General features: G+C 51.3%; 15 protein-coding genes. 8 read left to right on the top strand and 7 right to left on the bottom strand.

All coding sequences use genetic code 11. The features are described 5' to 3' along the window. A complete protein-coding gene (locus BLW29_RS03290) occupies positions 1-1,254 on the bottom strand; it encodes a sensor histidine kinase (protein WP_090976148.1) in 1,254 nt (417 codons plus the stop codon). 186 nt (positions 1,255-1,440) lie between these two features. Here BLW29_RS03290 and BLW29_RS03285 point away from each other — a divergent pair, with 186 nt between their 5' ends. The 3 genes from BLW29_RS03285 to BLW29_RS03275 are packed head-to-tail and all read left to right on the top strand — an operon-like array spanning position 1,441 to position 3,423. Further along, the gene (locus tag BLW29_RS03285) at positions 1,441-2,358 is read left to right on the top strand and encodes a phosphotriesterase family protein (RefSeq protein ID WP_177186470.1); all 918 of its coding nucleotides are present in this window, start codon (positions 1,441-1,443) and stop codon (positions 2,356-2,358) included. Between the two features lie 49 nt (positions 2,359-2,407). Next, entirely contained in the window at positions 2,408-2,719 is a 312-nt protein-coding gene (locus tag BLW29_RS03280; RefSeq protein WP_090976144.1) for a DUF1806 family protein, read from the top strand. Further along, entirely contained in the window at positions 2,716-3,423 is a 708-nt protein-coding gene (locus BLW29_RS03275; protein ID WP_090976143.1) for a PIG-L family deacetylase, read from the top strand. The genes BLW29_RS03280 and BLW29_RS03275 overlap by 4 nt, the downstream gene beginning before the upstream one ends. Here the strand turns inward: BLW29_RS03275 and BLW29_RS03270 are convergent, their stop codons facing one another. Further along, positions 3,424-4,581 carry an acyl-CoA dehydrogenase family protein gene (locus BLW29_RS03270; RefSeq protein ID WP_090977083.1) on the bottom strand — a complete coding sequence of 386 codons (1,158 nt, stop codon included), beginning with the start codon at positions 4,579-4,581 and terminating at the stop codon, positions 3,424-3,426. A 273-nt stretch (positions 4,582-4,854) separates the two neighbouring features. Between BLW29_RS03270 and BLW29_RS03265 the strand changes: the two genes are divergently transcribed. The 5 genes from BLW29_RS03265 (at position 4,855) to BLW29_RS03245 (ending at position 9,227) form a co-directional block, all read left to right on the top strand. After that, positions 4,855-6,204, top strand: coding sequence for a helix-turn-helix domain-containing protein (locus BLW29_RS03265; RefSeq protein WP_090976141.1), 1,350 nt, complete (start codon positions 4,855-4,857; stop codon positions 6,202-6,204). Between the two features lie 7 nt (positions 6,205-6,211). Continuing rightward, a complete protein-coding gene (locus tag BLW29_RS03260) occupies positions 6,212-6,805 on the top strand; it encodes an effector binding domain-containing protein (RefSeq protein WP_256208283.1) in 594 nt (197 codons plus the stop codon). An 89-nt stretch (positions 6,806-6,894) separates the two neighbouring features. Further along, entirely contained in the window at positions 6,895-7,305 is a 411-nt protein-coding gene (locus BLW29_RS03255) for a VOC family protein (RefSeq protein WP_090976139.1), read from the top strand. A gap of 67 nt (positions 7,306-7,372) precedes the next feature. Further along, the gene (locus tag BLW29_RS03250) at positions 7,373-7,882 is read left to right on the top strand and encodes a DUF4362 domain-containing protein (RefSeq protein ID WP_090976137.1); all 510 of its coding nucleotides are present in this window, start codon (positions 7,373-7,375) and stop codon (positions 7,880-7,882) included. 70 nt (positions 7,883-7,952) lie between these two features. Continuing rightward, a complete protein-coding gene (locus tag BLW29_RS03245) occupies positions 7,953-9,227 on the top strand; it encodes an MFS transporter (protein WP_090976135.1) in 1,275 nt (424 codons plus the stop codon). 35 nt (positions 9,228-9,262) lie between these two features. On the opposite strand, the gene BLW29_RS03240 is transcribed toward BLW29_RS03245, so the two are convergent. From BLW29_RS03240 to BLW29_RS03220, 5 genes are all read right to left on the bottom strand, one after another. Next, the gene (locus tag BLW29_RS03240) at positions 9,263-9,769 is read right to left on the bottom strand and encodes a hypothetical protein (RefSeq protein ID WP_090976133.1); all 507 of its coding nucleotides are present in this window, start codon (positions 9,767-9,769) and stop codon (positions 9,263-9,265) included. 66 nt (positions 9,770-9,835) lie between these two features. Continuing rightward, positions 9,836-10,705 (bottom strand): SDR family oxidoreductase, encoded by an 870-nt coding sequence (locus BLW29_RS03235; RefSeq protein WP_090976131.1) that lies wholly within the window; start codon positions 10,703-10,705, stop codon positions 9,836-9,838. Between the two features lie 89 nt (positions 10,706-10,794). Further along, on the bottom strand, positions 10,795-11,253 hold the full coding sequence (locus BLW29_RS03230) for a hypothetical protein (protein WP_090976129.1): 459 nt from the start codon (positions 11,251-11,253) through the stop codon (positions 10,795-10,797). 92 nt (positions 11,254-11,345) lie between these two features. Then, positions 11,346-11,870 carry a hypothetical protein gene (locus tag BLW29_RS03225; protein WP_090976127.1) on the bottom strand — a complete coding sequence of 175 codons (525 nt, stop codon included), beginning with the start codon at positions 11,868-11,870 and terminating at the stop codon, positions 11,346-11,348. Between the two features lie 176 nt (positions 11,871-12,046). Then, positions 12,047-13,249, bottom strand: a complete 1,203-nt coding sequence (locus BLW29_RS03220; protein WP_090976125.1) for an HD-GYP domain-containing protein — start codon at positions 13,247-13,249, stop codon at positions 12,047-12,049. Between the last annotated feature and the right edge of the window lie 233 nt (positions 13,250-13,482).

Below are 13,482 nucleotides of genomic sequence, written 5' to 3'. Positions count from 1 at the left end.
CTAATCATTAGCATGTTGACTCAACGGCAGCGTGATGAAATACGTAGTACCTTCTCCTTCTTTGCTGCGTACCTCGATCTTGCCGTTCATGCCCCGAATGACGCTGAAGATGACCATGGTGCCAAGCCCGGTGCCTTTATCTTTGGTGGTGTAATAGGGCGACCCAAGCCGGTTAAGTTGTTCCTCATTCATGCCGATTCCGGTATCGGTGATCGTGATGGTGACGATTTGTTTAGGCTCATTGACCGTATAAGTCAAAGTCAACATACCCCCGCCGGGCATTGCCTCGATGGCGTTCTTGCCGATATTGATGATGGCTTGCCTGAACTTGGACTTGCTGCCATATACCGTTGCGGGGTGCTTGATATCCGTGATGATCTCGACATTTTGAAGATTCGCATATGAGTTCAGGATTTGGGCCGCTTTGGCAAGGGCTTCCTCCAGGACGATCGGTTCTAGCTTCTCGTTTTGCGGTTTGGCGAGCGACAAGTAATCGGAAATAATCGATTCTGCCCGGTCAAGCTCCTCGAGCGTAATAGCTGAGAACTCTTTACGCTTCCGGTCGCTGAGTGCCGGATCGGACATCAGTTGGATGAAGCCGCGGACGGACGTTAACGGGTTGCGGACTTCGTGCGCTACGGAGGCTGCGATCTCGCTGACGACCTTCATTTTCTCCGCATGGATGATCTCGTCTTGCATCCGACTCTGCGAGCGGATCATTTCAATGATGAACACCAGCATCACTGCCATGATGCACTGAACGAAGATGATGGGCAGACTCGGAACAAACGACGCCATAAAAAAGGAAGCATTCCCTTCTAGCAGGGCGTACAGATTGACAACCGTCACGCGTAAAAAGAAGCAAGTAACAGCAACAATCACCATTCTCTTCTTGGCGCCTGCGTTCTCGTACATCTTGAATAGGAACAGCAGCAGCACAATTGTCGGCAATAGCGATAGGAAGTAATGAAATAGATTGATATCGCCTAATATCTGCCGGTACGCAAGCAGACTGCCGAATAAGAGCAGCATGGTATAAAGGCCGCCGGAGAGAGAGCCGATCACGAGCGGAATTCCTCTTAGGTCGAGCACCGAATCGAATATTCTCACCGGAAAGGTCATTGTAATAATCATGGGAATCAAGAACAAAACAAATACGAAGAGCGGGTGCTTGCGTTTATAGAAGGGACGGAAAAAAATCAAAGGCAAGAAGATAATAAATGCATTGAGGATGAATGCGGAATGAGAGAGCATGAGGTTGCTCCTTTTCTGTGTGCTTGCTCTTGATTTCGAGAGAAGGACCGTTGTTTCCTTCAATTGGAGGAGAGAATTTTTACGTGAACTTCTTTGCAGCGGAATGGGCAGGAGAGTTCATTGATTTCTCGAATACCAACTAAGAGTTGAAACGCAAGAAGCCAGATCACGAGAAGAGGTGCTGCTGTGCTGCAAACGGTTTTGGGTCGAATTACAGCAAAAGATGCAGGACGAATTTTGGAACATGAGCATGTGCTCGTAGGGTTTGTAGAAGACGGGAAGCTTGCTCCGAACATGTATGACCGTGAAGAAGTGGTCACATCCGTTCTGCCGTACTTGTTAAAGTTGAAGGAATCTGGATGCAGCACCATGGTGGACTGCGCACCGGAGTATTTAGGGCGGGACCCTTACATTCTGCGGCAGCTGTCGGAATTGTCCGGAGTCCATCTAATTACGAACACTGGATTTTATAAAAAGCCGTATTTGCCTGCTTTCGTTAATGAGATTACAGAACAAGATCTTGCCGATATATGGATTCGAGAAGCACGGGACGGTATCGGAGAGAGTAAGGTGTTTCCGGGTTTTATCAAAATCGCGCTTAATGACGGCACGGTAATCGACGATATTCAAGCGAAAATTCTCCGTGCTGCGATGCGAACCTCACTGGAAACCGGCCTGCCGATACAATGTCACACGATAGGTAATGATATCGCTTTGCATGCCTACGATATTATGAAAAAAGCGCAATTCGATCAGGAACGGTTCATTTGGGTGCATGCACAAACGTTTAAAGTCAGTGATGTTTACAAACGGCTTGCGGAGGCAGGAGGTTGGATATCCATCGACTCCATATTGCCGGGCACGTATGAAGAGCATGTGGATCTGTTAGGTCAGCTGCTGGGCTGCGGCGTCGGTGACCGCGTGCTTTTGTCACAGGATACAGGCTGGTACAATGTAGGACAACACAAAGGCGGGAATTTGCGTCCTTATCATCACTTATTTACCGACTTTCTCCCTGCAGCAGCGGCCGGTGGTCTCGAACCGCTTTGGCTCGAGCAATGCGTTACGAGTCATGCCTTTCAAGCCATGAGCATGCGATCCTAACAGGGCAGAAGCTTTATAACACATTCCTTATAGAAAAGAGAGTTTAGCCATGATGCCTATTAATCGAATTGAAGTGGAGGCCGAGCTGCGAAAATTCGTAGAGTCCGAGATTTATATTCACAGCGAAGCAACGTCATTCATGTTTGTCCGCAATTTCAAGGTGCGGGTTACGCATGCTTTTATCGCGGGAGAAGAATCATTCCGCGCGGCGCTCCGTTTTGACGGCCACGGCTGGCTGCGGATGGAGGCGCTTACGCATTTCGAAGTGGACGGAGAAGGCCGTCTGCTGCTGGCCGGCTATGACGACAGAGGTCGCATGAATGTCGCGCTGCATCTAGGAAGGGAGCCGTTTCCGGAATGAGCCACGAACAAGTGCTGAAACGCAAGCTGCTTGCTGTATTCGCCCATCCCGACGACGAGTCGTTTATTTGCGGGGGGACGCTGGCGAAATACGCCGCCGAAGGCGTCGAGATTACATTAGTGAGCGCAACGAAAGGCGATATGGGAAGGCGCATGGGTAATCCGCCGTATCTCAATCGCGAAACGATGGCTGCCGCCCGCGAGCAGGAGCTGCGGGAAGCCTGCGACTGCCTGGGCATTGGCAGGTTAATTTTCTTCGGACTGCGGGATAAAACCGTTGAATTCGAAGACGAAGCTTCGCTAATCGAGCGTATTGAAGCTCTTATTCGCGAAGTAAAGCCGGATGTCGTGTTGACGTTCCATGAACGGTATGGCGGTCATCCGGACCACTGCGCAATTGGCAAGGCCACGACGGCCGCCTTCCGGCGTACCGCTGATAATGGTGCGCTATATTTCATTACGTTCGGGGACGCGCTGGAGCATCCGGAGCATTACGGACACACCAAGAACGACGTCATTCGTGTCGACGTGAAGGCGCACAACGCAGCTAAGCTCGCCGCATTCCGCGCTCACCGCTGCCAGACCGAAATCGACGAATGGGTATGGCAGTCCGATAAAGCTGCGCTGTCCCGGTTCGGTAAGTATGAGTATTTCCTGAAAGGGGACGTCAACTCGCCGCAGCGGGCTAGTGACGATTTGTTCTGATTATGTTTCCTCGCCTAGCGCCTGAGCGGCCAGCATCTGAATAACCGAGCTGTCCATCGGCGGGTTGTGCAAGCCGGCACGGACGTCGCGGTAATAGCGCTCAAGCGGATTCGCGCGCGCTAAGCTGGTAGCGCCGACGATCCGCATCGCCAGGTCGACGACGCGGATCGCGTTGTTCGTGACCGTATATTTCGCCAAGCCGAGCTCCGGCTTCATCGCGGTCCGCTCTGTCGGTTCCTTATCCCATCTGTCGGCCGCCGCATACAACAGCGTGCGGGCGGTGCGAAGCTCGACCTCCATCTCCCCGATCGTTTGTTGAACGGTAGGGAGGGCGGCAATCGGTTTATCCAAGGAATTAGGTTTATAAGAGCGGGCGAATGCCAGCGCATAGTCGCGCGCGGCAATGGCAATGCCCATATAGCAGGCGGGTATATGCAGCAGCCAACCGCCGCCGTCATCCGTGCCTTTGCCGGTCAGTCGGCTGTCCGCGCCGGCGAAAGCGCCATCCAGCACGACGTCATGGCTGCCTGTCGCGCGCATACCAAGCGTGTCCCATGTCTCCACGATCGACACCCGGTCCGATTGATAGACCAGAAAGTCTGCCGTACAATCTTCGTCCGGGAGGTAGGCGGACACGACGAAGCGGTCAAGAATGGGCGACAGCGTGCTGAACGTCTTGCGTCCCGTGATCCGCCAACCGCCGTCCGCAGCAACGGCGATTGTCTCCGGGCGGCCGCCACGGCTCGGGCTGCCGGAAGCGGCCTCGCTGGCGAACGTGTTAATCATCGTGCCGTCCTTCACGACGGAGCGGCAAAGTGCTTCGAACGTCTCCGCCGGCCACTTACCGGTCGTGCGCAAATGCATGATCTGGCCGAGATGCCAGCCGACGGCAAGCGCAGTCGAACCGTCCCCGTAAGCGAGCCTTTCTTGCAGCAGGACGAACTCGTACAGAGAGATTTCGTCGCCACCGAAAGCCCGAGGAACGGTCAGCTTCAGATATCCTTCCTTACGCAGGTCGGCAAAATTATCAAATGGAAACGAGCCCTCGCGATCGTATCTGGGCGCTCGCTCCGCGAAACGAACTGCCAGCTGCTCGACAAGCGCAGCTCGATTGCGTTCTACATCGTTGCGAATGGGGCTGTCTATTAATCGTATCATCATAGCTCACTCCTTCTCTTAGTAGTATAACAACCTGATAAAGGATAGCGCGAGCACTAAGTCTGCAATAATGTAACCTCATTATCGATTGAAAAAGTGAAGTAACGGTGGCCTAGTTAAAGGCTGCCGTTTTTTTTATGCTCGAGCGCTGATAGAAGTCGATTCATGTTTACGATGTTGAAGAATTGCGGTTTCTGAGAATTTTGAACATTGTGGGAGAAATTACCTTTGTTATAATTAGGCTAAGAAAACCTAAGCAGCAGGTGATGAAGCGTGCGTTACCAGGAATCCGTGCAGCGAGCGATTGATTATATCGAAACCCATTTGGAGGAGGAAATTGATCTTGCAGGCTTGGCAGAACGCTCCTATCTCTCCGTCGCACAGTTGTACCGAGTCTTCTCCGCGCTTACCGGGCACCCGATTAAAGACTATATACGAAAAAGAAGGATGAGCGTAGCTGCCGATCACCTGAGAAACTCGAAGCGTTCCATCGAGGAGCTGGCATGGGAAAGCGGGTTCGAGTCCTATCACTCGTTCGCCAAGGTATTCAAGAAGATTGTCGGGCTGACTCCGTCGGCATATCGCGAAGCTGACATTTATTTCAGCTTTGAACCGATTCGGTTGGAGGAACGGGTCGCTTACATGGAGGATAGGGAGCATAGCGAACGTTTTCCGGACGTCAAAGTGATCCGGTTCGCGCCGGAGAACGTCTATTCCTACTTGCATAGATCAGAACAGGAGCTGGGGATGGAGAATGAAGCTTTCCGAGTCGTTCGTGAAATGATAGCTGATCACAAATCAGTTTCAAAGATGAGGATTTTCGGTCGCAACGTCGATCTTCCGGAAACAGAAGGCAAGACGCATTTTGGTTACCAGATGCTAGTGGTCTGCGAAGAAGGGCAGATTCCGCATCATGCTTTCACGGAGGAAGCATTCGTTGGTGGTCTCTATGCAGTAAGAAAAGTGTCCGCCAAATCCCCGAAGATCGTTCAAGAGAGCTGGGACCAGCTGCTGTCCGAATGGTTGCCTAAGAGCACGTTCGAAATCGGTACGCATTCGTACGCAGAAGAATTCATCGCCTACAACGGCAAAGTTGCGCGGATGAACTTGTATCTCCCGGTACAACGAAAGCAGCGCAACGAATCGATTGCAGTCGTGAGTCTTGCGTCTATGGAAGCCTACTTTTGCAGGGAACTGGGGGCTAAGGCTCAAGAGGTCGCCGAACGTCGGTTAATTGACTGGTATGGAAAGCAGCCTTCCGGCACGAACTGGGATGACGAAGGTTATTATTACATGTCGTACCACTATGGCGCTGGCGATTCCGATTCCGAGCCAAACTGGTGGGAGAATGGAATTCTAGTAAACGCTGAGGTAAACGTTCAGAAATCAGGTCTTGAACGGAAGTATATGGGAGCGGGATTGTATGCTTGCCGTGTATCCAAAACTTACGGGCAGCTAACCGGCATTCTGGAAACGATACATCGGTGGATTGCGGTTAACGCAGCGTACCGATTCGATGAAGACAGGCAATGGTTTGCCTCCTATCATCCAATGAAAGACGGGGATATCGAGCGGGATACGCTCGTTAAACTATATATTCCAATTCTATTGATAGAGGAGTGAGTAGAAGATGGGGTCTGTTCCTTTGAAAACCTCTAATTCGGACGGCTACAAACCAGAGAGGGTTCCGGCAGCACTGAAACTCATGAAGGGGCAATTCAAGGAGGGGAATACGAAGTTGGAGGACATGAAGCCAGTTATCGTCGAGCATGGCGAAATGAAGTTAATCGGTATTCCCTGCATCAGCCTGAACGACATGAGCGGCAAATACCATCATGCCAAAGAAGGTCTATTGTCATCGACAAAATATTTTCCGGCGGTAAGAAATCACTCCGTTCATTACGGCATTTGGCCGGTTACGCCTTCACAGAGCGAGTCCGATCAGCATGCATACATTCTCTGCGTGGAAGTCGATTCTTTAGACGACATTCCGGAGTGGTATTTCAAGTCGACGCTGCCGCCGCAACGATGCGTCGTTGTCCCGAATGAAAGCGGTAACTATGACGCAGCTTGCCAAGTCGTCGATCAGTATGTTGCCGACAACGGGCTTGTTGTAGATGCATCAGGGCGAAAATACACGATCTGCGAACGATACAACTATGAGGGAGAAGGGTTTGCCAAATATTCGCTTCCGATACTTGTGCTACCTGAGGGAGAACAATGAGTCACGATCCTTTGCGCACAGACATACCGAAAGACTATCGGCCATTGATGGTACCGAAAGCTTTTAAATTGATTAGTGGAGGAAGAATCATGAAAGAACAACAGCAATCCACAGCGGAATCATTGTCTTCGAGTCCGATCAAGAACAAAGTCGGCAGCTTGTTCGTCCCGGTTCGGGATATAGAGAAATCGCGCGATTGGTATTGCATGATTCTCGGACTAAACGCAGCCGACTGTGCAATTTTGTCCGGTCACCTGTGCCCGCTGCCGATGGAAGGCACCGGCCTCATATTGGATACGATGCCGCAGTGGGGAGGCCAAGAACCGGATGGACCTCCAACGATCGAGACGCCGGCGTTTATGCTGATGACGGAGGATCTGCAAGGCTCTCTGGACTACATGAAGAAACTCGGGGTCGAGCTTGTCACGGAAATCGAACATGACCATTGGTTCGTCGTGAAGGATCCGGACGGGAACAAGCTGATGATTTGCCGGGAATGATGTAAGTGGCCGCCGATTGCAACTTTCGTGGGAGTCATCCCGTCGATAGGCATGAGGTGATTGTTAGATGATGAGAAAAGCGTTAATTATCGGAATGGCCCTGCTGCTGCTGCTGACGGCTTGCGGCCGAGTGGGAAGCAGCGGCCAAACCGAAGGCGGTCAGACGCATGGGGCCGGGGACGATTTTCCGAAGGTGACTGAACCTTACAACCCTGATCAGGCGATCCAGAACGGTGACGTTGTTAATCTGCATGGGAAGTACTCGAATTTGGAGAAATGGAATCAATTTGTGAAGCATGTGAAGGAGAAACAAGCCGGTCGAATGAATGTGAGGATTACCCAGTACTCGATTGAAGGGGATCCGATCTTCTATGAACTTACCTACGACGGGAAGCAAATTTATTATACGTTTGACAATAGCATGGATGCCTTCGGGAGCGATCTGGGCAGACCAAGCACGACTTGTGAAGGCTTTGACACGAAGCAAAACGATCAAGGACAGTCGTATGTTGTACTGTCTGGTTGTGTAGATCAGAAGACGGCGGATACGTTCTACTTTGCGGCAGATGCCAAATGACGAAAGCGGTTGAAGGTGGCCTCTGCTTCCATTAGAATAGGAGGACATCAGCAAGAGGAAAGGCGTTCACATGTGGAAGTATACGTATCATCTATTTCGTGATCTATCTCCGGGCGTTAAGCGATTTATTGCGACGGAAAGTCTGTTTGGCATCGGGGCGGGCATCCTCAGCCTCATACTCAATTTGCATCTGCTTGATCTCGGATTCTCCAAAGGTGCCGTCGGTCAAATCACGTCGCTCGGGGCGCTCACCATCGGGCTGACAAGCTTGCCGGTCGGTCTCATTGTACAGCGTGTCGGACGCAAACGAATGCTGGTTATAGGGATGCTGCTCTCGTTTGTTTCGCTTGTCGTGTTCGGCTTTGGTACGAGCAGGGCAGCGGTCACAGCGGCGCAGCTCATCTGGTCGCTTGGGGTTACGGCCATCGTGAATTCGGAGATTCAACTGATCTTCCAATATTGCAAAAGCAAGAAGGAAGAGACGAATGCTTACTCCCTGTTATTTGCCGTATTCACGCTGTTCACCGGGATCGGCACACTGCTTGGCGGGTTTCTGCCGAACTGGATTCAGGGCAGTACGACAGTGTATCAATATGCGTTCTTCGTAGCAGCAGGCTGTTTTGCCCTATCTGCGATCCTAAGAGGGATCTTATTACCGTCGCCTAGCGAGGCACCGAAAGAAGGGCAAGAGAAGCAGAAGGAAGATGCGAAGGGAGAGGGCGGCGGACGGCAAAAGAAGCGGCATGCTGTTTATTTTCTGCTTGCGCTTTCGCTGCTTATCTTTAATTCCGGCTTCACCTACGGACTGCTCAGTCCGTTCTTGAATGTCATTCTGAAATTCCGGTTTGAGATGAATGATGACACGATCTCCGGTTTGCTAGCGCTATCCGGATTCTTCTTCTTCATTGGCTCGATCATCATGCCGTATTTCATCGAGAAGCTGGGAAGCCGCAGAAGCTTCATCATTCTGTTTCTCTACAACATTCTGATTGTGGCGCTGATGGCAGTAGCCATTCCGGCGGCACCATTTGCCATTCTGCTCATGCTGCGCGGGACAGGCTTCACGATGCTCAACAACCTCATAGACAGCAATTCCATGTCCGCAGTAGCCGAGGAAGACCGCAATTTATTCGCAGGCATGCGAACGGTATCCCGCAGCATCGGCAATACGATAGCCTCCTTCTGGGCCGGGTATATTCTGGCCGGCGATCATTATTCGCTGCCCTTCGTACTGACGGCGGCAGCGACGCTGCTTGGTTTTATCGGCTATACGTGGTTTATTCAAGGGATGCTGGAGCGAAGAGGGCAGAGCGATCAGGCAAAACAAGGAACGGCTGAAGTGTAAGCGAGAGCACGCAAATAAACGGCAAAGGCGAACAATCAGCCTTTGCCGTTTATTTGCGTATCAAGCAATTGGTCCGTCTTGGATTTCATCGCCGAGACGACCATTTGTTTGTGACGAACCGCAAGGAGGAGCACCTGCGCTTGCTGCCTGCGGGAGAGCTGCTTGAAACGGTGATCCTCCTTCAAGTAAGCACGCATGATTGCCCAGCTGGATGGAGTTAACCGTTTGAACGCGGAAGAAGCAGGTTCAGCCGCAGGCGGCTTGCGGGAGAAGCGCTGCAGCCAATTCTGAAGGCCGGCGACGAGCTTCGATTCATTGACGATACAAGGTGCCGTCAATTTCTTCGTATGGTTGCGCAAATACTCGTAACGGTCATTGCCGAGCAGGATTCGGTATTGGCCATCCTTGCGGTCCCTCTGCACGACGATGAGATGCAGACCATCCCACATCAGATGGCGCAAATACCTTAGGCGAGCGGTCATGCCGACTGGCAAGCCGGGTTTGATTTGGCTGAGCGGGATGTAGCGGACTGTGAAACGCATGATGATCCCCTCCCTTATTGGAGGATATGGGGAGTATCCGTTGTCCTAGTCCTCGCAAGCCTGCGGTTACTTGCCTTTGCGCGACAATGCGGCAAGTGCATTCCATTGATCATCGGTGACATCGGCAAGTCCGTTGAATTGGCCGGCACCTTGCAGCCATTCACCGCCGTCGATGGTGACGACCTCGCCGTTGATGTAGCCTGCGTAGTCGGAGATCAGATAAGCGGCGAGATTGGCGAGCTCCTCCGGATCGCCGACCCGCCCGAGCGGAATACGGCTAATCAGGCGCTGCTCAATCTCCGGCGTAGGCATGAGGCGCGACCAGGCGCCTTCAGTCGGAAAAGGTCCGGGTGCAATAGCCACCTGCCGAATTCCGTGTGGAGCCCATTCGGCAGCAAGCGAGCGGGTGAGCGCAAGCACACCGGCTTTGGCCGCGGCAGAAGGCACGACGTAGCCGGAACCGCTGGAAGAAGAGGCATAGGTGGTCACGATATTGAGCATCGTTCCGGATCTGCCTTGCGCAATCCAGCGTTTACCGAGCTCCAGCGTCGTGTAGAAGGTGCCGTGCAGCACGGTTCCTAGCACGGCATCGACTGCGCGGTGGGAGAGCCGTTCGGTCGGGCTGATGAAATTGCCCGCCGCATTATTGACAAGAACGTCGATATGGCCGAAATGTCCTTCCACTGCATCCATGAGAGCTTGCACGGCAGCGGGATCACGAACATCGCAGCTTTGGTAGAACACGGGTACCGCTGCAGTCCCGACAGAGCTCAATTCAACGCTTGCTTGCTGCAGCACCTCTTCACGGCGGCCGGAAATGGCCAGTTGTGCGCCGAGCGCTAGAAATTTTTCCCCCATCGCTCGGCCGAGACCGGTGGCTCCGCCTGTAATGAGCACCACTTTTCCGTTCAATAAATCAGGTACAAAAGGTCCCATAAGCCGATTCTCCTTTATATCAGACATGCGGCAATTATGGTTATAGGTATGTCAGTAGGGCAAGCGGCATGCCTGCCCTCGTTCTGATGTTACGTGGCAATCTGGCGAAGCTCCGGATAGTCCTCCAAATAACCGGCATGCTTCAGCTCAAGCAGCGCTTTGCGAATCGTGGTTTCATTCTCATCCGATTGATCGGACAGCGCGATCAGCTCGTCTACGCTGGTGCTTGGATGTTCCTTGCAGTAGGTGAGCAGCCCTTTCGCCGACCAGGACAGTCGATCGTCTTGAAATTCGCCGATTAGATGTCGGAACACTTTATGGGAGATCAGCTTCTGTTCGGTAAGATCCTGCATGGCTTTAATGACCTGCTTAATGGTCATTCGGCCCTTGCGGGCCATGTCAGGCACGCTCAAGGATAGGGAGTCTGACGCGCCGGAACTGAGCACGATATACGTCATTTGGGCATAAATATCGAGATTGGGCATCGAGAAAATTTCACCGGAAACGGTAAAGCTGCGCGCTGAGGCTGCAGTGGATTCTTGCGACATATCGATCTTCCTCCATTTCGCAGAATAGATGGTATGTCTATACAATACGAGCAAGCCGGCAGGAATCAGGGGTATATGAAAAGTTTCTAACCTTACTTGCCGATGCATTTACGCGCGGCATTATGAGCCATGCGGTGCAAGGCGTTGTTCGTCTTATGACGGTGCATATGCTTGATAAGGATCTCCACATCCGGGTGCTCGGCACGCAAGCGCTCAAGGATCGCATGAATGGCATCTCGAACCACGGCATAGCGGGCATCGGCAAAAGAAGCCTTCGTGAGCAGCCGCTCTATGGCGTGACAATCGGTCCATACAACAGCAGATTTGGGCATGGGATGAAGCTGTTCCTCCGTTAAAGCGCGCGCTAGCCATTCCAGGCTAAAATAAATCGCCTGCAGTTCGCCATAATCGGAGCCGAGCACATGATCATACTCAAGCCGCTTAGCCTGCACGCGCAAGGTACGGTTGAAAACAAACGTACACGCAACCGCATGAACATGCTGCTCGGAACCGGAGTAATCGCAATACAGCGAAATCATGCCGGAGTTGACAAGGTTCGCTCGGACTGCCGGCGTGGCATAAGCATGTTTGATTAAAGCATCCATCGTAGAATCCATCGTGATCGTGAATCTCCTTTTGAATAAGTGAAGTATCGGGGAGTGGCGTAGCCACCTATTGTTTTTATCATCGACACAAAAGCTGCGGAGCAAAACAATGCCAAGAAAGACGCAACAAAAAGGGACAACCGGTGCACACACCACCGGTTGTCCCTTATCACTTTGTCATTCACTAATTATGGCAAATCCAGCAGCGTCTCAAACTCAGATAGATCCTCGTTGTTTTCTTTGTAAATCCGCCTCCAGCTCATCACGACTTCATCAATAATCATAATTAATGCTGGATCGAATTGCGTTCCGCTCGCTTCTTTAATTCGGTCAATCGCATCGTTAACCGATGCGGCTTGTCGGTACGACCGGCTCGATGTTATGGCATCGAACGTATCGGCAATGCTTAATATCCTTGCCTCAAGCGGAATATCAAGACCTGCGGCGCCAGTCGGATATCCTTGTCCATCCCACCGCTCATGATGATAGAGAACACCTGGTTTTAATTGTCCCAGTCCTGGTATCTTCTCTACCATCCGGCCTCCGACAACCGTATGAGACTTAATGATTTCGTATTCTTCTTCCGTTAACTTGCCTGCCTTCGTCAGCACCGATTCCGGAATGTTAATCTTCCCGATATCATGCAGCAAACCGGATAATCGAAGCGTCTGCATCCGCTGCTTATCCTGAAACTCGGGAAGTCTTGCGGCTAACTCCACGGCGTATTTGCTCACTCGCTCACTGTGACCGAACGTATAGCTGTCTTTGGCCTCAATGGATACGATGAACGTTTTGACAACCTGTTCGATCGTCGTTTCCATCGAGCGGATAATTAAATTGACTTGGTTGTTGTACAGCCGATCCAGTTGTTTGGGCAGCAAATAGCTGAACGTCCCGACGACCAGATAAAGCAGTGCTCGATTGGAAATGTCGATGGAGTCAAATACGCCGCTTACGAGGGGATGATACTGATCTACCCCGAGCATCATGACAAATCCAACAGCCGAATAAACGAACAATACGCGCAAATTGCCATACATGCCTGCCAGAATAGGGATGACTAGAAAATAGCCCCACGCCTCTCTATAGCCTGACCCAAAATATAAGCAGCAAATGACAAGAACACTAAAAGAGAGGACGACATGCTGCATGATAATCGGCTTGATTTTGATAAACCAGTTGATAGTCAGAATGACGGCCAGAATAGCAACCGGGATCAGCAGAAATTTAATTTCCGCTCTCGAATACGGCATTTGAAGCAGACGAAATACGGAATTCCACCCTATGCTTAGAAGCAAATAGATGAGTGCAATCTTCAGAATGTTTAGGCTGAGATTTCGCTGATGTGTTTTGTAGTACGAAGACAAAAGTTTTTTTCGTTCGCTCAGCATATGCCCATCCCATCCGGAGTAGTAGACTCCTATTTGAAAATCAAACGTCTCGCACTCTTTCTCCTCTATCAATACGACAAAGCTTTGGTATAGTGGATATATAATCCATTTGAACTAGGAGATGATCGATGGGGAGTGAAAAGTCCTATGTCAATCGACAACCTTGAGCCATTCAATTACAGCATGAGATATACAGATTATTAAAATCAGTGTATCACTCAGCATTCGACAAT

Origin of the sequence: Paenibacillus sp. CF384, assembly GCF_900106745.1 — a bacterium.
Classification (GTDB): domain Bacteria; phylum Bacillota; class Bacilli; order Paenibacillales; family Paenibacillaceae; genus Paenibacillus_Z.
The sequence above is the reverse complement of the archived record's forward strand: the minus strand, read 5'-3'. Positions and strand labels throughout refer to the sequence as shown.